The sequence below is a fragment of the Streptomyces sp. MMG1121 genome, assembly GCF_001280015.1.
GTDB lineage: Bacteria > Actinomycetota > Actinomycetes > Streptomycetales > Streptomycetaceae > Streptomyces.
In genome coordinates this window covers 1-20,339 of record NZ_LGDV01000248.1, presented here as the reverse complement: position 1 = coordinate 20,339, position 20,339 = coordinate 1, and the positions used below count along the sequence as shown (strand labels likewise).

Sequence of the window (20,339 nt, the reverse complement as noted above, 5' to 3'; positions counted from 1 at the left end):
CTGTGCCGGTCGCCATAGGGGAGCGGGCCCGGTTCCCCACGTCCAAACGAGGCCGCCATGTCGTCACCTGGCGCCCGCATCACGAGCTGCAGGCCGATGTCAGGCGGCAGGCCACCGGTCCCAGCTGGCCGGTCGACTACCGCCGTTGGCGCCTGCCCGTGGAACGGGTCATTGCCCGGCTCCTCGCCCATGGCAACCGCCGCCTACCCTGCCACTACCCCATCATTAGACCGTGTCCTACGTGGTGAGGCGGACGAGTCGCTTGTAGCAGCACAGGGCGCCGGCAAGTCCGAGAAAGGCCAGGTAGTTTCGGGGGCGGCGTTCGTAGCGGGGGCTGAGTCGGCGGTAGCCCGAGAGCCACGACAGGTGCGTTCGATGACCCATCGGCGTCGTCCTAATCGTTCGCTGGACTCGATGCCTCTGCGGGCGATGCGCACGCCGATTCGTTTCCAGCGAAGCCATCTGCGCAGGTCGGCGCGGTCGTAGGCTTTGTCGGCGCGCAGGCGCTGGGGCTTGAAGTGCCGGCCGTTGTGAGGGTCGTGTCTCGTTTGGTGACCCTCGACCATGGGCTTCAGACCTTCGCTGTCGTGGGTGTTGCCGGCGGAGACGCCGACGAGGAGGGGCAGTCCGTTCGCGTCCGACAGGATGTGCATCTTGGAACCCGGCTTGCCGCGGTCCACGGGGCTCGGACCTGTGTGTTCGCCCCTTTTTAGCCCTGACGTGGGCGGTGTCGAGGACGACGCGGGTGACGTCGATGAGGCCGGCGTCGTCGAGGCGGTGCAGCACGGCTTCGTGGAGGCGGCCCCAGACGCCAGCTCTGGACCAGATCAGGAACCGGCGATGGGCGGTGGACTTCGACTCGAGTCACAGTGGGTCCTGACCGCTGCCAGCTGCTTCGCCGACAGCTCCGATCCGGGCGCTGCCATCGCTGCGGGCAAGCCCAAGCTGGCCACCACCGCGACCATCGGCCGGCTCGACTCGACGACGACCGCGGGCCAGGTCCGCGACGTCATCGAGCTTCGCCCGCGCGCCGACCGCGACCTGGTCCTGGCCAAACTCTCCACCCCGGTCACCGGCATAACCCCCGTTGCCATTGCCACGGCCAAGCCGAGCGTGAACGATGCGCTCGAGATCGCGGGCTATGGCCGCACTGCCAGTCAGTGGGTTCCGGCCAAGCTGCACACTGGAATCCTGAAGGTCTCCGCGGTCAATGACACCACCCTCGGCCTGGAGGGCGACAACCCGGCCACGGGCAGCATCTGTATGGGCGACGCCGGCGGCCCGGCTCTCCGTAAGAACGATGGCCGGCTCGAACTGGTCGGTGTACACAGCGCAACCAACGAGGCAGGCTGCGTCGGCTCCGACAGTGCGCAGAGCAAGGCGAGCGAGACCCGTCTCGACGACGTGCGCGACTGGGTTCAGGCCACCGTGGCGCGCTGGTCGCTGAAGGCCTCCGCCAACGGCAAGTACGTCGCGGCAGAGTTCAGTGACACAGGGAACCAGCGCGGCAAGCTCCGGGCCCGCAGCGACAACCCTGCTGGATCGTGGGAGCAGTTCACGCTGCACACCAGCCCCAAGGGAGGAGTCAGCCTGCGTACCGTCTACGAGAACCTCTACGTCAGTGTCGAGATTGACGACTCCGGTTCACACGAGGGCATGCTCCGGGCTCGTTCCAGCAGCGCCGGAGCCTGGGAGCGATTGCAACTGGTGGGGCAGAGCGGCGGGACCTACGGCATCAACGCTCTGCAGAACGGTAGGTCAGTGGCGGTCGAGATCAAGGACTCGGGTCCCGACTACGGTCTGCTACGTGCTCGCGCCGACTCGATCGGCGGATGGGAACGCTTCTCCTTCCAGCGCGCAGACAACTTCCCGACACTGGCCTCGTCCGACAACAAGCCAGTTCCTGTTCCCGCCGCGTAAAGCCTGTAACACGATCTCACCCGGGTCCTCTTGGAGCGTCCCAGGCAGCTGAGGCTGCCAGCCAGGTAGACCAGGACGTCGTGCCGGTCGGGGCGCCCTTCCAGCGGACGGCCATTCGGGTTCCGGGTCCAGCAGGAGCCGGGCGAGAGAGGGCGGCGCCCGTCGCTCCTTGCAGGAGCGACGGGCGCCGTTGCGACTGTGGTGCGGGTCAGTGCAGTGCGCTGACCTCGGTTGCCGAGAGTGTTCGCGGGTAGACGTGGACGTCGGAGACGGAGCCCGGGAAGGCCATGTAGGGGGTGGTGGCGGAGGCGCTGTTGATGCAGCCGCCGATGGTCAGGGGCATGGAGGAGTCGTACTGGGGGCTGAGGTTGGTGGCCGTTCCCACGAGGGTGCCGTTTTGGTAGAGAGCCATCGAGCCCGTGCCGGATGTTCCGGGGACGGGCGCCCGGAAGGCGGCGACGAGGTGGGTCCAGGTGCCGACGGGTGCGGAGTTGGGGTCACCTTCGGCTGTCGGGAAGTCGGAGTTCTCGTCGTTGGTGGTGGTGGTCTGGAACATCCAGGCGGCGCTGGGTTTGTCGTAGGAGAGGTAGAAGGCCTGGTGTTGTGTGGTGCCCTGGCAGATGGCGGTGGTGCCGAGTGCCGAGTTGATCTTGACCCAGGCGGATACGGTGTAGTCGCCGAGCGTGTTCACCGCGCTCTGCTTGCTCTTGAGGAATCCGGTGCTGCCGTCGAACGCGGCACTGCCGGACCGTCCGCTGGGTGCGTCGGTGTTGAACGTGACGCTGCCGGACGGGGTGAGCGCGTTGAGGGAGGCGGTGTCGGCGCCGTCGGTGGCGAGTTTCCACTCGTCCTCGGGCATGCCGTTGTCCCAGCCGGACGGCACGGTCACGCTGCCCGCGCTCGCATCGCTTGCCGCCATGGCGTAGGGGTAGACCTGGACGTCGGAGACGGAGCCGGGGAAGGCGTTGTAGGGCGTGGTCGCGTCGGGACTGTTGATGCAGCCGCCGATGGCCAGGGGCATGGAGGAGTCGTACTGCGGGGTGGGGTTGGTGGCGGTGCCCATCAGGGTGCCGTTCTGGTAGATCGACATCACGCCGGTGGTGTCGTCTCCGTCGACGGGGGCGGTATAGGTGACCAGGAGGTGTGTCCAGGTGCCCAGGGCCCCGGTGCCGGCGTCTCCCTCCGCGGTGGGGAAGGCGGCGCTGTCGTCGTTGGTGGTCGTGGTCTGGAACATCCAGCCCTTGTTGCTGTTGTCGTAGCCGAGGTAGAACGCCTGGTGCTGGCTGGTTCCCTCGCAGATGGCGGTGGCGGGGCCGGTTGGCGAATCGAGTTTGACCCATGCGGAGACGGTGTAGTCGGCGAGGGTGTTGACGGCGGTGTGGTCGCTCTCCAGGAATCCGGTGCTGCCGTCGAAGGACGTGGCGGCGGCGGGCGCGTTTGCCGCGTTGGGTCCGGCCGCGTTGAAGGTCGTTCCACCGACCGCGGTGAACGGGTTGTCCCCGCGTTGGTCCGTGCCGTCCGCGGACAGTTCCCATTCGTCGTCGGGGGTGTCGCTGCCGGTGGCGAGCGGGACGATCACGTTCGGTGCGATGCCGACGACCTGGGTGCTGGTGTCCTTCAGGTACAGGCCGGCGAGGTCGGCGTAGTACGCGTTGGAGGGGTTGCCGGCGGAGAGGTCGGCCGCTTTCACGGTCGGCGAGGTGTCCGTGCCGTCCGTGGAGACCGCCGCCGCGAAGTCGATGACCTGCGTCGGGAAGCTGTCGAGCAGGTAGCCGTTGACCAGTTCGCGTGCGGCTTCCTGGGTGGCGGTGCCGGGGTGGGCGGCGGTGAACGGCGGGATGGTGGTGAGGTAGACGGTGAGGTTGGAGTTCTGCGTGACCGGCTGCCCGTTGACGTAGCTCTGCCCGTCGTCGGTGTAGTACGCGCTTAGTTCGCTGTTGAGCGCGGCGAGTCCGTTCTCGACGTTCGTGGCACAGGTGTTGGCATCGCTGGTGCAGTTGAGCAGGTCGGCGGCGCCGGTGGACACGAGGACGGTCCGCACGTTGCCCTGGGCCAGGACGTTGCGGTCCAGGGGGTTGATCGCGTTGAGAGGGGAGTCGCTGTAGGTGCCCTGCGGCAGCAGGTTGTTGTTCAGGCTGGCGCTGCTGGTACCCGCGTTGAGGATGCCGTAGTCGACGGAGTCGTCCCCGTTGGAGTCGTTGACGATGGCGTCGGTAATGGCGTCGCTGAGGTGGTGCCGGCCGTCGGGCTGGCCGTTGTCGCTCGCGGTGTCGGCGTTGACGTTTTGGTCGCCGTAGAGGACGAGGGAGCCGGTGGGGGCGGTGGTGGCTGTGGTGACGTCGATAGCGGCCAGGTACGGCAGTCCGGTGTACGTCGTCTGTGTGAAGTTGCTCGCCGCGGTGTCACCCGTGCGGTTGGCCGTGTCGCTGCTGGCCCACACGGGTGTCTGGGCCATGGCGTGGCCGGGCATGGCGGACACTGAGCCGTGCACCTGCACGCTGACCAGCAAGGTGGCCTGCTGCGGGACGGCCAGTGTCACCGGGTCGCTGGTGACGTCGCCGCCCGCCGGGATGGTGACGGAGGCATTGCCGCCGAAGGCCAGCGAGGTCGGCGCCGCGGCCGCTGTGGCGCCGCCCGCGGTGGTGTCCTGCGCGGCGACGGAAGCCGCGTCGAAGGTCACCGGGGCGGTGCCCAGGGCGTTGGACAGGTGGACGCGGACGCCGTTGCCGTCACCGGTGCCGATGCTGACGTGTGCCGGGATGCGGAGCGTCTTCCCGCTGACGGTCGCGGTGCTGCCGTCGGACTGCTGCACCTTGGCGGTGTCCTGGACGGAGGACCAGGTGCCGACCCAGTGCTGGGCGCTCGATCCGCTGCCGGTGACGGTCATCGGGCGTATGCCGAGGCCGAGGATGTGCAGGGAGGGCTGGCCGGTCTGGACACCGTTGGTGAACAGGGGAAGGGAGATGCTGCTGATGATGGAGCCGGGGCATTGGAGCGGGACACTGACGGCGTAGACCTTCGGGCCGGCGCTAGGGCTGGTCTGGGTGTTGTCCTTGTGGTTCTCGTGGATCAGGGTCAGCGAGGCCGCGGCGGGAGGCCCGCTGATCCAGTCCGGCACGGTGTCCAGCTGGTACGGCTGGTCGGCGGGGTTGCCATCGGGGTCCAGGCAGTTGTTCTTGGCGTAGGTTATGGTGCCGGTGGCCCCCTTTGCCGCACCACCGGTGGCGAAGGCGAGGAAGACCACCGAGTCACCGGTGTTCACCACGCCGCTGCCCGGGAGGGTGAGGGTCTGTCCGGAGGCGAGCATGTTGTCGTAGGTGCCGGTGCCGAACCTCGGCAGCGTGACGGTGGCGCCGTCCACGGTGACTGCCATGCCGCTCTTCCAGCCCGAGGTGCCCGTCAGATCGGCGGAGTTGATGCTGTTGCCGGAACCGTCGGCGTCGGCTGAGCTGGTCGTGGTGGTGAAGGTGCTGGTGGCGGTGTTGTTCAGGCAGCTGCTGGTGGTGTTGATCGCGCAGGTGAGCGCCGGTGCGAGCCGCAGCACGTCGACGCCGGCCTGGAATCCCGAGGAGCTGGGGTTCTTGCCGGTCAGGGTGAGGGTCAGGGTGTGCGCGCCCTGTTTGAGGGTGAGCAGGTGGCTGGCGGAGTCCTTCGGTGAACCGAGATTGAGGAACTGGGTGGTGACGTAGGAGCTGTAGGCGTCGAAGCCGCTGATCAGCGTCGCCTGGGTGGGTTTTCCTGCGTCCAGGACCAGCCGGTAGATGCCGTAGTCCTTGGCCTTGGTCAGGTTGACCCCGAAACTCCAGGGGCCGTCCTTCGGGACGTCGAAGCCGAACGTGACGCTATCACCGGAGACGACCTTCGAGGTGCTGCTCTTGTTGCCGAGAAACGCCTGGTAGCCGTCGGCGAACTCATAGCCGTTGCCGTCGGCCTGGCTGATCAGCTGACCACCCTTGGTGGTGGTCGTCCCTGCGGGCACGGCAGTCGTCGTGCTGTCCGCGTTGGTCGCGGTCCAGCCGGTGACCATCTTGTCGCCGTAGGCGTACGTGGGGGTGCTGGTGCCGGCGTAGAAGGCGTAGGGCGTCTGGGTGAGAGACGTCGAGCCGGCCTGGTCCACGGCCTTGGCGTACAGCGTGTGCGGGCCCGCTGTTTCAGGAGCGAAGGCGGGCGAGGCACTGCCGTTGATGACCGAGGTGCCGGTGCCGGAGGCGTTGTCGGAGGTGGCGTAGTACGCCTTGCCCGGCGTGATCTTCGTGCTTGTGGTCCAGTGGGTGACGCTGCTGCTGTACACCGTGTTGCCGAGCGTGCCGTCCAGGGAGAACAGGTACCCGGTGATGTTGTTGGTATGGTTGTTGCTGAGTGTGAAGGTGCCCTTGTCGCCGAAGGCAGAGCCGATCTGTTTGGCAGGGAACTGACTTGATGTCACCGTTGGGGCCGGTGGAGCGGTGGTGTCGACAGTGAAGGTCTGTGTCTTCGTCCAGATGCCGGAGCCGGTTCCGGCCCAGTAGCCGGCCGCGTTCTGTGCCGTGGCCTTCCAGGTGTATGTACCGTCCGGCAGGCCCGGCGTGGTCCAGTCACTGCCGTTGGTGTTGTACCGGGCACGCTTCTTCGCATCCGCGCCGGGGCCGAAACCCTGGTGCACCAGCGTTCCCGAGGAGTTGTAGACGTTGTACTCGATGCGTACCAGCTCGCTGCCGCCGGCCAGGTCGGGGTCGACCGCGCGCGCGGACAGCGTCGGGGTGTGCGTGGTGGTCATCGTCTTGCCCATGCTCACTGTGGACGGCTTGATGGCCGGAGTGCCGGAGCCGTTCTTGAGCTTGGGCCGGTAGCTGTAGGTGACCGACATGGTGGCGCCGCCGCCGAAGGCGAGCTGCTTCCACTGGGTGGCGTCGTTCATGTCGGGGGACTGGACCATCAGCGTCATGTTCTTCCAGCCACCGGCCGCCGCGCTCTGCGCGCGTGAGGTCACGTCGAATTCGAGCGACGGCGGGCTGACCCAGGAATTGGCGCCGTCGGTCACCGGGCAGGTCCCGGCCTCGTGGCTCTTCGGGTTCGTGCCCAGCGCGCCGGTGCGCCCGCCGGGCTCGTGGCCCCAGTACAGCGAGGACGAACTCCACCCGGCGGGGCGGTCGGTGCCGTAGACGGCGGCCGGGGTGTCGGAGCAGGAAGCGGCGGAGAGCTGCTTCACGTACAGCGAGGCGTGGGTGACCACAGCGCCTTTGATGCCGCTGGTGTTCATCTGGTAGTACGTGCGTGCTCGTTCGCCGTTGCCGGGGGAAGAGTTGTCCCATCCCTCGCGGGCGTTGGTGGCACCTGAGGTGGACGTCGAATTATAGACGTTCCACCCGTTGTCGGAGATCCGTGCCCAGTCCAGCTGGGACGGTCGGCCGCTCCACTCGGGGTCGATGTAGACCGGGTAGGTGGTGGTCTTGGAAGAGAGCAGTTTTTCGGCCACCTCCAGCAGTTGCTTGCCGGGTTTGAGGCTCACGCGTACCTGGGCGCGGTGCGTGCCGACCTTGGCCGCCGCCCGGTGTTCGGCTCGGGCTGACGACACGGTCGTGGTGCGAACCAGGGGTGCGCCGGCGGCTTTCTGGCTGGCGCTGTCCCACATCAGGGCGGTATCGCTGTGGAACACCGTCCTGCCGGTGTGTTTGTCCGTGGCCTGTGCGCCGCCGTCGCGCGTGGCGGCGAGCATGATGCCGGTCGATGTGGTGTTGAGCGCCAGGTGCCGCAGCCGTGCATCGGCCGCCGCCTTGGCGGATTTGATCACGAGGACCGAGGAGTATCCGGAGGCGTCCGCGGTCAGCTGGAGGTCGACCTGGGGCAGCACATCAGGGTAGGTGGCGGTGTCACCGGACACCACTGGTGTGGGCAGGGCACTCGGCCAGGAGAATCCCAGCTTGTCCTGGCCGCTGCGCATCGTGACCAGTGCACCGGAGCCGCCGCCGGAGAACGCCACGTCCGTGACGGCGGCCTTGGGTGCCAAGGTCCCGTCCGACTGCCGCGCCAGCGTGGTGTCGATCGGCACCCACTTCCCGTCCTGGAGGGTGCGTTGCGGCATCGAGGAGTCCGTACGGGTAAAAGTGCCGTCCGGGTTGGCTACCACCACTGTTCCCGTGTCGGTGAGCTGATCGATGGTCACCGGTTCGCCGGTGGCTTTGGCTCGGGCCGACGCCGACTCCAGGGAGTTCAGCTGCGAGGCGGCTGGCTGGGAGTTTGTGCTGTGCGGCTTCGCTCGGGATGAGTGGGCCGGGGTGCGGGACGCAGCATGGGCAGGCACCGTGGCCGTCAGCGCCCCTGTGGCTAGCGCGGCGACCACGAGGGCGGCAACGGGTCTGGACACCGGGCGTCTGGACGCACGTATAGGTATGCGGAAGGCAGGCATCGAGGTTCGGGATCCTTCGCAGGTCTCAGGCGGTACCCCCCTGGGCCCGCACCGCTGTGCATTCTGAATGCAAGGAACGGTTGGATCCATCGACAATCGACCGATGAGCGCACGCGGATGGCTCATTTTTGACGTATCCGCATGTTCATTCTTGCTATCCGAATGTCCACTTCATCATGTCTTGCCCTGGAAAGTTCGAGACGAGGACGGCACCCTCAGATGGTGATTTTTACGGCGTCGCGCCTGGTGCGTGGCTGAGAAATCGAGAGACGGAGCGGGTCGAGGCGCTCGGGGTGGGCCTGCGACTTCGAGGCGTATCTCCAATTGAGTAGCCAATTGGTTGCCGTCGGGTGGGGTGTGGCCTATTCCTGACTATGGAATGCGCAATTCCGTTCCATCAAAAGTAATTCCTTTACTTATTCTCGGAATATACTTTACCTTCTTTGCTTGCTTGGTGGCTTAGCGTGCAGCCTTGCGGGGGAGTGATCGACGTGTGCCCCTGCTCTGACGTGCCCTCAAACTGCCCAGGCCTAAGAGTGCTTGTGTGTGCGAGGCGCTGGCGGAGGGGAACGCGCATCATGGCTCGGGTAACGTGGTGGAGACGCAGCGACCGGTCAATACGGGCCGCTCGAAGTGTTCGTCGTACGGCAGTTGTTGCCGTCGGCGCCTTGGTAATGGGGCTACTGCCCGCAGATGCGGCCTTGGCCTCCTCTCTGACGAAGCACGGCATCACCGCCCCTGCCATACCCCCCAATAAGCGGATCCCTTTCACCCGGGCAACGCCCAAGCGGGGAACGCCTCCCAAGCCGTTCAAGCGCTTCGACCCCAGCGGACACGCGAAGCTTCCCGCTCCGGGCAGCGCCACCGTCACCCTGCCCGTCACGGCAGCCGTCACAGGCCTGAGTGCCAAGGCAACTCAGGTGCGGGCCGGAAAGACGCCCGTGCTGCTGAGCGCCGCAGCAAGTGCGCAGGCCTCGTCAGCCGCCATCACCACGACGCAGCGCGTGCGGGTGACGATGCTGGACCAGAAGTCCGCGCTCACGGCTGGCGTCCATGGTGTGCTGTTCACGTTGCAGCGCACAGGTCCAGGCAGTGGCAAGGTCGCACTACGGGTGGACGACTCCGCGTTCCGCTATGCATTCGGCGGTGACTTCGCCTCCCGGCTGCACCTTGTCCAGCTTCCCGCCTGCGCCCTGACCACCCCGAAGCTGACGCGTTGCCAGGCACAGACGCCGGTGCATGCGACCCCTGGTGCCCCGCTGTCCGCCCAGGTCTCCGTGCCCGGAGAAGCCCACGCTGCTGCCGGTGTCAGTGTGCCCCCTCACCCGGCAACGGCTGCGCATGGTCAGTTGCTTGTCATGGCCGCGACCTCCGATGCCTCAGGCTCCGCCGGTGACTACTCGGCCACCAGTTTGTCGCCCGGCGGCTCCTGGTCCACGTCGGGGAACACCGGCTCCTTCACCTACGACTACCCGATCACAGTGCCCGCAGCCATCGGCGGAGCGGCACCGAAGGTGGACCTGTCGTACGACTCCTCCAGCCAGGACGCGCGTACAGAGGGGACGAACAACCAGTCCTCGTGGCTGGGTGACGGCTGGAACACGACGGACAACTACATCGAGCGCACCTACAAGTCGTGTGATGACGACTCGTCCTCGGGTGCGCCGAAGAACGATGGTGACGAGTGCTGGGCGGGTCAGATCCTGACCTTGTCGCTGAACGGCAATTCCACCGAGATCGTCTATGACGACAGCACCAAGACCTTCCACCCGGTCGACGACGACTCCACGATCAAGATCGAGAACTTGACCGGCGCCGCTAACGGAACGGCGAACGGGGAATACTTCAAGGTCACCGAAGGCGGTGTGCAGTCCTTCTTCGGGCTCAACCGGCTGCCGGGCTGGACGTCGGGCAAGGACGAGACGAAGTCCGTGTGGACCGAGCCGGTCTACCACGCGCATGACGGGGTCTCGGCGTGTCCGGACAGCACGGCCTTCGCCGACACGGCCTGCACCCTGGGTTACCGCTTCAACCTGGACTACACAGTCGACACCCACGGCAACGCTACCGCTTGGTACTACAGCCCGGAGACTGGCTACTACGGCGCGGACATGAAGGACACTGCGGTCGCCTACACCCGCGGCGGCACCCTCTCACGCATCGACTACGGCATGACCGCCTCAAGCATCTACTCCGGCACCGCACCCGAGCAGATCCAGTTCGACGCCGCCGAGCGTTGCATCCCCGGTACGCCCACAGGCAACACCTGCGCTGACAACCAGTTCACGGCGGCGAATGCCGCCTACTGGCCGGACGTGCCCATCGACCTCAACTGCACGAAGGGCTCCGACTGCACGAACCACGGCCCGAGTTTCTGGTCACGTGAGCGCCTGACCTCCATCACCACACAAATCCAAGTGAACGGGGCGACCCAGCAGGTCGACAAGTACACCTTCACTCAGTCGTTCCCCGACGGTGGCGATCACGCTCCCACGCTGTGGCTGGACTCCATCCAGCGCACCGGTCTGGACACCCAGGGCGGCGCCTCGAACAGCACCTCCATGCCGGCTGTGAACTTCGACCCGCCGCTGCAGCTGCCCAACCGGGTGGGCACCATCCCGCAGATGCCGCTGATGTACCACGACCGGGTCCAGACGGTCACCAGCGAAACCGGCGCCCAGACCACCGTCACCTACGACCGGCCCAGCTGTTCCAGCGCCCCGGCCAGCGACCCTGATGACCCCACAGACGCAGCGGCCAAGTCATTTGCCTCCACCAACGCCTTGTCCTGCTTCCCGGTGTACTGGACCCCGTACGGGCAGCTGTCACCGTGGATGGACTGGTTCTACAAGTACAAGGTCACCGCGGTTGTCACGACCGATCCCCACAATTCCTACCAGGACGGCACCCAGCCCGAGCTGGAGACGGACTACGCCTACCAAGGCGACCCAGGCTGGCATTACGACGACAACGAGGTCGTCAAGTCAAAGAACCGGACGTGGGGTCAGTTCCGGGGCTACCCGGAGGTGGACGTCACCACCGGTGACCCAACCGTCTTCCACTACACCAACGGCGCGAAGGTCTACGACCAGAAGACGCTGACGAAGACGTATTACTTCCTGGGCATGAACGGTGACACGCTACCCGGAGGCAAAAGCCGCTCGGTGCCCGATCTGACCAGCCAGGACGGTGCGGTCAGCGTGGCGGACGACAACGCGCTTGCGGGGGAGGAATTCGAGACCGACACCTACGCCGGCGCGACCGGAAGCCTGAGCAGGGCGGACGTCACGGTGCCCACGGTCATCGGCCCCACGGCCTCGCGTTCGCGCGGCGGTCTGCCGGACCTCACGGCGCAGATGGTGCGTACCGCCAAGTCGTTGAGCCGGCAGGCGGTCTCGTACGGCTGGCGCAAGACCGAGACGGACACCTTCTACAACCGTACGCTGGGCAAGCCGACGGCCGGCATGCCGATCCAGGCCGACGACCGGGGTGAGACCGCCGACAGCGGCAACGTCGCCAAGTGCAGGTACAACCGCTACCTCACCGGCAGTGCGGAAACCCTGGTGTTGCCTGCCGAGACGATCACCACGGACCAGGACTGCTCGACAGCCGGGGCGACTCCCGGCGGCACACTGATCTCGGACACCCGCACGTCCTACGACACCAACGCCTTCGCCTACGACGGTGACGGCCAGCAGAGTCCGGCTCTGCCCAAGATCGGTGACGCGACCCTGGTCCAGCAGGCGTCGGCCGCGAGCGGCGCGACCGCGACCGCATTCGTGGACGAGACCGCCACCAGGTACGACTCCTACGGCCGCGCCACAAAGGTCACCCGTACCCCCAAGTCCACCTCCCCGGACGGCAAGAGCCTCGCCCAGACCGTCTTCACCTCCTACGCTCCCGCGAGCGGTGCGCTGCCCACCAGCAGCACGGCCGTCACCCAGGTCACGCCCGGTGTGGACTGCTCAACGGTCACCGTGTCGTCCAAGGACTGCCAGATCGCCAGTAACACTCTGGACCCGGCCCGGGGCCGGCCCACCGCCGAGACGGACGCGGCCAGCCTGCTTACGTCCCTCACGTACGACGGGCTCGGCCGTATGACCGCTGTGTGGCTGCCCAACGAGTCCAAGGCCAACAGCGCGCCGGCGAACATGACCTACACCTACAGTCTCTCCCGGTCGGCCCCGTCGGTTGTCGCCTCCAACACGCTTCTGGACAACGGAAGCTACAAGACAAGCGAGACGCTGTACGACGCCATGCTCCGGCCGCTGCAGACTCAGACGACAGCGGAGAACTCAAGCACGACGGTCAACGACACCCAGTACGACTCGCACGGCTGGACGGTCTCCACCAACAACGCCTACAACGTCGGCGGCAGCCCCGGCAGCAAGCTGATCTCCGTCTCACAGGTGTCCATCCCTGACACCACCGTCACCGACTACGACGGGCAGGGCCGAGCGGACCTGGCCACCGAGGAACACGACGGCAAAAAGACCTGGACCACGACCACCGCCTACACCGGAGACAAGACCACGGTCGTGCCCCCGAAGGGCGGCGTGGCCACCACCACGGTCGTCGACGCCCGCGGTCAGACCACGGAACTGGACCAGTACACCACCCTGCCCACCATCTCCGGCTCCGCGGCCACCGGCTTCACTACAGCGGGCGGTACCACCTCGGCCACTATGTACGGATACAACCCTGCTGGGCAGCAGACACGGGTCACCGGTCCGGACAAGACGGTGTGGACATCTGTCTACGACCTGCTCGGCCGGAAGAAATCCCAGACGGACCCAGACGCGGGCGGCAGCACCTACGGGTACGACGACGCGGGCAACATAACCTCCACGACCGACGCCAAGCAGGTCGAACTCGACTACACCTATGACCTTTTGGGCCGCAAACTCACCGGCAAGGACAAGTCGAAAAACAACTTCGAGTTCGCGTCCTGGATTTACGACACCCTGCGGATCGGCCTGCCGACATCCTCCACCCGCTACGTCCAGGACACGACCGGCCGCTACACGGTGGCGACCACCGGCTACACCACCCTCGGCAAGCCGACCGGCACCACCATCACCCTGCCCACATCCGAGGCGCCGCTGCCGTCGACGTACACCACGACCTACACGTACAGCATTAACGACCAGCTGCTGAAGACACAGAGCGACCCGCGCACTATGGGTCTGAACAGCGAGCTCATCACCTACGACCGCGACACCCTGGGCAATCCGGCGAGGACCAGCAGCAGCATCGGGATCTACGCGGACGCCTCCGTCTACACGAACTACGGTGAGCCGTCCCGGATCACCATGGGGGCTTCGACGAACCCAGCCTGGGCGACGTACAACTACGACGACCAGACCCGCCGACTCACCGACCGCCTCGTCGAGCGGACCCAGGCGCCCGGACCTACGGTGGATGACACCAAGTACGACGGCTACGACGACTTCGGCAACCCCACCTCCACCACCGACCAGCAGTCGGAGACCGGCAATACCGTCACCGACCAACAGTGCTACCGCTACGACACCCTTGACCGGCTTACCGACGCCTGGACAGCCAACGACAACTGCGCGGCCAACCCGCCCACGGCCGGCACCGTCACCAGCACGGCCGGTTCGTACTGGCAGTCATACAGTTACAACGCCATCGGCAACCGCCACCAAGTGGTCGACCACGCCATCGGCAGCGCCGGCACCACCATCACCACCACCTACAACGACGGCTGCACCGCCAACTGCAACTCCACCGGCGCCCAGCCCCACACCCTGACCGCCACCACCGGCGGCACCAATCCCAGCAGCTTCGGCTACGACGAAGACGGCAACCTGCACACCCGCGTCCCCACCACCGGACCGGGCCAGACACTGACCTGGGACGACGAGGGCCACCTCGCCCAGGTGGACACCGGAGACACCAGCCCCACGACCACCAAGTACCTCTACGACGCCGACGGCAACCAGCTCATCCGCCGCGACCCCGGCCAGACCACCCTCTTCGCAGGCGACACCGAAATCGTCGTCAACACCCAGGCTTCCCCCAACACCCTGCTCGGCGCAGTCCGCACCTACAGCCACGGCGGCAGCGGCATGCCCATAGCCGTCCGCTCCAGCCTCGCGGGCGGCGGACTGAAGTACCTGTTCAACGACCCCCACGGCACGGCGACCCTAGCGATGGACGCCACCACCCAGAAGGTCGCCCGCCAGCAGTACACCCCCTTCGGGCAGCCCCGATCCAGCGCCAACACCTCCACCTGGCCCGACCCCACCCGCTCCTACCTCGGTAAACCTCAGGACACCTCGACCGGCTACACCGACATCGGAGCCCGCAAGTACGACCCCACCCTGGGCCAATTCATCAGCATCGACCCCGTATTCGAGGCGAGCGACCCGCAGCAGCTCGGCGGCTACGCCTACGCCGCGGACAACCCCGTCACCAGCAGCGATCCATCCGGCCTGTGCATGGCCGATCAGTGCGGCTCAGGGTACCCCGTCGCCGGCGACCCCAAGGACCGCGGCTACACCGGCCAGCGCAAGGGCGAGCCTGCATGCTCCATCTGCAACGGTGGCGACCAAGGACACACGCACTACAACCCCGACACAGTTTTCCCGGGTGTCGACGTACCGGTGCAGTGGAAGGGCCGGGACACCTTCGTCCGTATGTTCGACCGATATCTGGATGTGTCCCGCGACACCAACGGCACACTGCCCGGATATTTCACCAACGGCGAGAACCCTGAGGCGGCTGCCCAGCAACTCGGGTGGTATGCGCTGAGCACCTGCTACGAAATGAGAACGTGCCCGAAAACCCTCATGGCGAAATTCGCAAGCATGTCCATGGGGTTCGGGGAAAAGGTCGAAGCCCTCGGAGCCGGCGAGGACGGGAGGGTAGGCGGTTCAGAGGGGGAGGCAAGTGAAGGCGCCGGCGGCCGGTGCAGCTTCAGCCCCGACACCCGCGTTCTCCTGGAACACGGAAAAACCAAGAAGATCGGAAAGGTCAAGCCCGGCGACAAAGTCGAAGCGGCTGACCCGAAAACAGGGAAACGCCAAGGTCCCCGCACCGTCCAGCACGTATGGATCAACCACGATCACGACCTGATCGATCTCACCATCCGCACCAAGGATGGCCACACAGCCACCCTACGCAGCACCGCTAACCACCCTTTCTGGGACGACACCAACCGCACCTGGGTTCCCGCCGGAAAGCTCCACCACGGAGACGCCCTCAACACCGCCACCAATGCCCATGCCTACGTCGTCGCCACCCACACCACACCCGGCGCCGCAGACCGCTGGAACCTTACGGTCCAGCAACTGCACACGTACTATGTGCTGGCAGGGGCCACTCCAGTCCTTGTGCACAACTGCAATACGGAACCTGTCTCACCAGCATTCGAGGGCGATCCGTATCACCCGGACGAGGTGCAGAAGAGGATTGATGCTGGACGGCAGGCATGGGCCCAGATTCCGAGGGAAGTTCACAACACGGTGAACGGCATTGAAAGCGGTCGGGTCACCCAGCGGATCAACAGCAATGGGCCCGACTGGTTCAATGCAAATGGGAATACCAACAGTCCTTGGTATAATGCGACCATCTTCACCGGCGTGGGCTCGCCCACGACCCTGACCCGCGTGCTCGTGCGAAGCGATGGGGTCGTCGGGTACGTGCTTGGTCATAACTACAACAACGTGATCGAGTACGGCTATGCCAACCTTCTCGGCCAGTACGTGCCGAGGCCATAGTGATCCTGAGATGGATGAAATGGAACTGAAGGAATCTCTTTCCGCAGCGGGTCTCCTGGTGCTGGAGGAATGTGGCGAATTGGGTGGGCTAATTCCCCCGCTCGTCACCGGTCAGGCGCCCAGCTGCCCTCCTGAGGACGGCCGGGTCGAGTCCCTGGTCGATATCGGGGACCCAATGCTGCTCGAAAAGGCGAACGCAGAATGGTACCGGCTGTCAGTCGAAGCGGGCCTTTTTGCCGAGGCCGATCGCCAGTTCCTGGTTGCGCTTACCCCTGAGGAGGACGGTCCTTCGCAGTGGATCTGTGTGGAATTGCAGGACTCGTGGGACATCATGGGGAAAGGTGCTTCAGGTCCGCTCGGAAGTGGGTACGGTCGCCCCGAATTTCGCATGCTCTCGCTTGATGGGTCAGTTCTTTCCTGTGGTACCACCTGGGAGTCCGCGATCAGTACGTTCGTGCTGAAGGAACTAGGCAACTCGCAAGTCCTTCGCAAGTTCGCTGAATGGGTGGCGACAGGCGAAATCGGGCACCCAGATGAGAGCGCTGCGGCACGTCGCTGGCTTGACGGCCTTTAGCCTCGTGGGTTGGTTTTGGACTTCGTTGAAGGATTCGTTTTCACGACTATCGGGAGCGCCCAGTAATTAGCCCAGAAGCCCCATCGGAACTCCACTCCGATGGGGCTTTTGGCCATCGTGACGGCAGTAGTTGACGGCAACGTCAGTGGACGGGTGCTGCACAGACCGGTGGGTCCTCGCCATCGTCGGGCTTGGCGGTCGACTCCGAGCGGTCGCGGAGGGCGTGGCCGAGCAGGTCGATGGCCTGTCGTTGGAGACGGAGCCGGACGTGTGCGTACACCGTCGCGGTCACGCCGATGTGCGCGTGGCCCAGGAGCTCCTTTATGACGACGAGTTCGACGCCTTGCTCCAGGAGGAGCGTCGCCGTTGAGTGGCGGAGGTCGTGGAACCGGATTGGCCGTAGGCGGGCATCGCGGAGCAGGGCGTTGAAGTGGCGGGTGAGGGTGGCGGGCTCGATCGGGTGTCCGTCCGGTCGCGTGAAGACGTGCCCGCTGCCCTGCCGCACCGAGCCCGTTCGGTCTCGTTCCCTGGCCTGCCGCTCGCGGTGTGCGCGAAGCGAGGTGACGCAGGAGGCCGACAGGGCGATGCGCCGTTCGGAGCTGATGGTCTTGGTCGGCAGGGTGGTCAGGCCGCCGGTACGGGTGCGTTGGAGGGTGCGGCGGATGGTGGCGGTGCCGGCGTCGAGGTTGAGGTCTTCCCAACGCAGGCCGAGGAGTTCGCCCTTGCGCAGTCCGGTGCGCAGGGCCAGCTCGAACAGGGCGGCGAGCCGATGCCCTTGGGCTGCGGTGAGGAACTGGCGGGCTTCGTCGGTGGTGAGGGGGTTGAAGCGGCGGGGGCGGGGTGTTCCGGTGCGGACGTTGCGGGCGACGTTGCGGGGAATCTCCTCCTCGCGTACGGCGTGTTCCAGGGCGGATTTGAGGACGGAGTGGATGTAGGCGAGCGTGACCGGGGAGAGGCGCTTGTGGCAGCACTGGCCGAGCGCGCAGCAGCGCGGGCGGCGGCCCGTCTGGGCGTCGGGCTTGCGGCGGGCGTCGATGCCGCGTGCGCAGCACTGGCAGACGGTCCGTAGTTCGTTGAGCCAGGTGCGGATGTCCTTGGCGGTGAGCCTGGCGAGCTTCTTCCGGCCGAGGCCGGGGATGAGGTACTGCTCGATGACGGCGGTGTAGCGAGTGTGGGTGGTCTCGCGGAGGTAGTGGACAGCGACGTTCTCCAGCCAGTACGTCAGGTACGCCGCGAGGCTGCCCTGGGCGGTGACGATAGGGACGCCGCGGTTGCTGGCGGCGATCTTCTCGGTCAGCTTTGCCAGCGCCTCCTTGCGAGAGCTGCCGTAGACGCGGATGCGTTTGCGGGTGCTGCCGGGGGCGAGGACGTATCCGGCGGCTTCCCAGCGGCCGTCCTTGCGCTGGTAGACGGTGCCGTCGCCATTGGCGCGGGCCTTCTTGCGCTTGGGAGCGGTCATTGGGTGGCCTCTTCCAAGTGACGCTGAACGTAGTCAGCGAGGGCGTGGGTGGGGATGCGGCGGGCGCGGCCGATGGTCAGCGAGGCCAGTCGGCGGGTGCGCAGGAGGTCGTAGAGGGCGGAGCGGCCGATCTTGAGACGGGCCATCGCCTCGGGGACGGTGAGGAGTTCGTCGTCACGCACGAGTCGCCACCGCCTGTTCGCGCGTCCGGCCACCGCCGATGAGTGCGGCGAGGCGTTCGAGGTCGGGGGTGAGGCCGGTGCCGTCGTACACCCAGTGGGCGAGGACGAGGGTGGTTGGTGAGGGGGGAGAGGTGTGGCGGCGGTGCCAGGCCGCGCGGGCGGTCCGGAGGGCGCCGAGGGTGGTGGAGTAGGCGCGGGTCTTGGTGGAGAAGTGGCCGCGGAAGCCGAGCATGTGGGCCCACTTGCGCAGGTTCAGGTACTTGAGGTCGTCGCGGGCGCCGAGGGCCCAAGCGGTGCGGATCATGTGGGCGGCGTGCTCGGGCACGGACTCGAACCAGAGTTCGGTGATCCTCTTCAGTCGGTGGTCGAGGGTGCCGGTCGCGGCTTCGGTGCCCTTGGTGGCGTACTTGGCGACGTATCCCGCGACCTTGCCCTCGGTGATCGCGGTCCCGCCCTCGAAGGCCGTTGACCGGATGATCCTGGTGTCGATCTGCTCGCCGAAGGTGAAGGAGCGGGCGCGGCCGTCGATTTCCGGACCGTCGATGTGAGCGCGGGTGGCCGCGATTCGGATGGCGTCGGCGAGGAGTTCGGGGGTGGCCCATGCGGGTGGTGGGGTGTAGGGGCCTGTGGGGCCGTCGAGGCGGATCACGGCGTGGAAGTGGATCAGTCCGCGCTGCTGATACTCGGCGACCTTGGCATACGAGACCCGGACGAACTTGTGCACCAGGCGCTGCGGGACACCGGCCGCAGCGGCGATAGTGCGGCGCAAATGAAGCATGAAGCGGGCCCACAGGGCCGGGGCGTGGGCGTTCCACAACACGGCGCCGGTGTAGTCGTAGCGCTCGGGGTCGAGCGGGGTGCCGAGGAGCGGGTCGCCCGTGGTGTGGGTGTGTCCGCAGCGGCAGCGGGCGGAGCCGCCGGTGCGTCGGCCGTGGACGGGTCCGTATGAGGGTGCGGTGAGGGTGGCGAAGACGCGGGGGTGGGTGGCGACCTGGTCGGGGATGTTCTTGCCGCCACGCAGGCCGGCGGCGATGAGGTGGTAGGTGTCCTGGCGGTAGAGCTCGGCGCAGGAGGGGCAGCGGCTGGTGCGGCGGTTGCCGCAGCGGACCAGCAGGTGTCCGGCGGGCAACTCCTTGGACTTCAGTTCGCGCAGGATCTCGCCGGTGAAGGCGTCGATCTCGGTGCGATGGCCTTCGAGCCGCATCGGCTGGGCACAGCCGCCGAGTGAGGACAGTTGCCGGACGAGACCCGTAAGGTCCCGGTACCCGGTGAATGACGGCTGTACCGCCGTGGCCGGTTCGGGGCGGGGGATTGTGGCGGTGAGGTTGTGCGGTGGCATGCTGGCGGGACCTCTCTGCGCTGCGGCACACGCGTGTGCCGTGGATGGATTGGGGAGGGAGGCCCCGGCAGGGGCGAGGGTTTGGCGACTACACGCCCTTGCCGGGGATCACTGCGTTACGGACTCGGTCCGAAGCGGGGCCAGCCCGCTCGGGCGGCTGACCGAAGCGGGTCACGCGGCCTTGCCCAAGTCAACAGAGGCGGGCAGCTCGCGGACCTTCAGGCCGGCGGTGCACATGAGGTCGTTGATCTGCCAGCAGGATTCGGTGGGCAGGTAGACCGAGCGCAGCCGGACGGGGGAGCGCATGTCGCCGACAGAGGCGATGGAGACGCCCTGGGGCATGGTGCGGTCGGCGGCGGTGATGTCCAGTTCCCGGCCGTCGGGGAAGAGGTGCAGGAAGTCCTCGACGGTGTCGACGCGGTGGCAGATCCGGGCGGACAGGTTGGTGCGGATGGCGGTGGTGAGCACGTCGGCGGAGGGTTTCTGGGTGAGCAGCCACAGTCGGATGCCGAACTTGGCGCCCTGGCTGGCGATGGCCAGCAGTTCGGCCTCGAAGCGTTCGCGGGCCTTGCGGTCGGGGTGGCGGGTGTAGTTCGCCACCTCATCGATCACCACGAGCAGGAGCGGCAGTTCCGGTGGCGAACACCGGCCAGTTCGTCACCTACCTCATGCAGACCAACGCCTTCGAGGAGGGCAGCAAGTTCATCCCGGCCGCCCAGAAGGTCCGGCTGCTGC

Annotated in this window: 8 protein-coding genes and 1 pseudogene; 3 read left to right on the top strand and 6 right to left on the bottom strand. The window is 66.5% G+C overall.

Annotation, left to right across the window (positions count from 1 at the left end; all coding sequences use genetic code 11):
* Nucleotides 1-237: 237 nt before the first annotated feature.
* Nucleotides 238-858, bottom strand: a pseudogene (locus ADK64_RS44385) (IS5 family transposase); the annotation flags it as partial.
* On the opposite strand from ADK64_RS44385, the gene ADK64_RS48160 reads away from it, so the two are divergent.
* Nucleotides 841-1,920, top strand: a complete 1,080-nt coding sequence (locus tag ADK64_RS48160) for a S1 family peptidase (protein ID WP_107093209.1) — start codon at nt 841-843, stop codon at nt 1,918-1,920. The pseudogene ADK64_RS44385 and the gene ADK64_RS48160 overlap by 18 nt on opposite strands.
* A gap of 208 nt (nt 1,921-2,128) precedes the next feature.
* On the opposite strand, the gene ADK64_RS48155 is transcribed toward ADK64_RS48160, so the two are convergent.
* Entirely contained in the window at nt 2,129-8,062 is a 5,934-nt protein-coding gene (locus ADK64_RS48155; protein WP_159046454.1) for a LamG-like jellyroll fold domain-containing protein, read from the bottom strand.
* 944 nt (nt 8,063-9,006) lie between these two features.
* Here ADK64_RS48155 and ADK64_RS38270 point away from each other — a divergent pair.
* Together ADK64_RS38270 and ADK64_RS44380 are read left to right on the top strand one after the other, a co-directional pair.
* Nucleotides 9,007-16,050, top strand: coding sequence for an RHS repeat-associated core domain-containing protein (locus ADK64_RS38270; protein WP_159046453.1), 7,044 nt, complete (start codon nt 9,007-9,009; stop codon nt 16,048-16,050).
* A 19-nt stretch (nt 16,051-16,069) separates the two neighbouring features.
* Complete coding sequence (locus ADK64_RS44380; RefSeq protein ID WP_078993110.1) at nt 16,070-16,624, top strand: hypothetical protein; 555 nt, start codon at nt 16,070-16,072, stop codon at nt 16,622-16,624.
* Between the two features lie 142 nt (nt 16,625-16,766).
* Here ADK64_RS44380 and ADK64_RS38265 read toward each other — a convergent pair whose 3' ends face one another.
* From ADK64_RS38265 to ADK64_RS38250, 4 genes are all read right to left on the bottom strand, one after another.
* A complete protein-coding gene (locus tag ADK64_RS38265) occupies nt 16,767-18,083 on the bottom strand; it encodes a tyrosine-type recombinase/integrase (protein ID WP_053666717.1) in 1,317 nt (438 codons plus the stop codon).
* Nucleotides 18,080-18,265, bottom strand: a complete 186-nt coding sequence (locus tag ADK64_RS38260) for a helix-turn-helix domain-containing protein (RefSeq protein ID WP_078993107.1) — start codon at nt 18,263-18,265, stop codon at nt 18,080-18,082. Before ADK64_RS38260 ends, ADK64_RS38265 begins: the two co-directional genes overlap by 4 nt.
* Complete coding sequence (locus ADK64_RS38255) at nt 18,258-19,604, bottom strand: replication initiator (RefSeq protein ID WP_053666716.1); 1,347 nt, start codon at nt 19,602-19,604, stop codon at nt 18,258-18,260. The genes ADK64_RS38260 and ADK64_RS38255 overlap by 8 nt, the downstream gene beginning before the upstream one ends.
* Before the next feature lie 171 nt (nt 19,605-19,775).
* Nucleotides 19,776-20,219 carry a hypothetical protein gene (locus tag ADK64_RS38250; protein ID WP_053666715.1) on the bottom strand — a complete coding sequence of 148 codons (444 nt, stop codon included), beginning with the start codon at nt 20,217-20,219 and terminating at the stop codon, nt 19,776-19,778.
* Between the last annotated feature and the right edge of the window lie 120 nt (nt 20,220-20,339).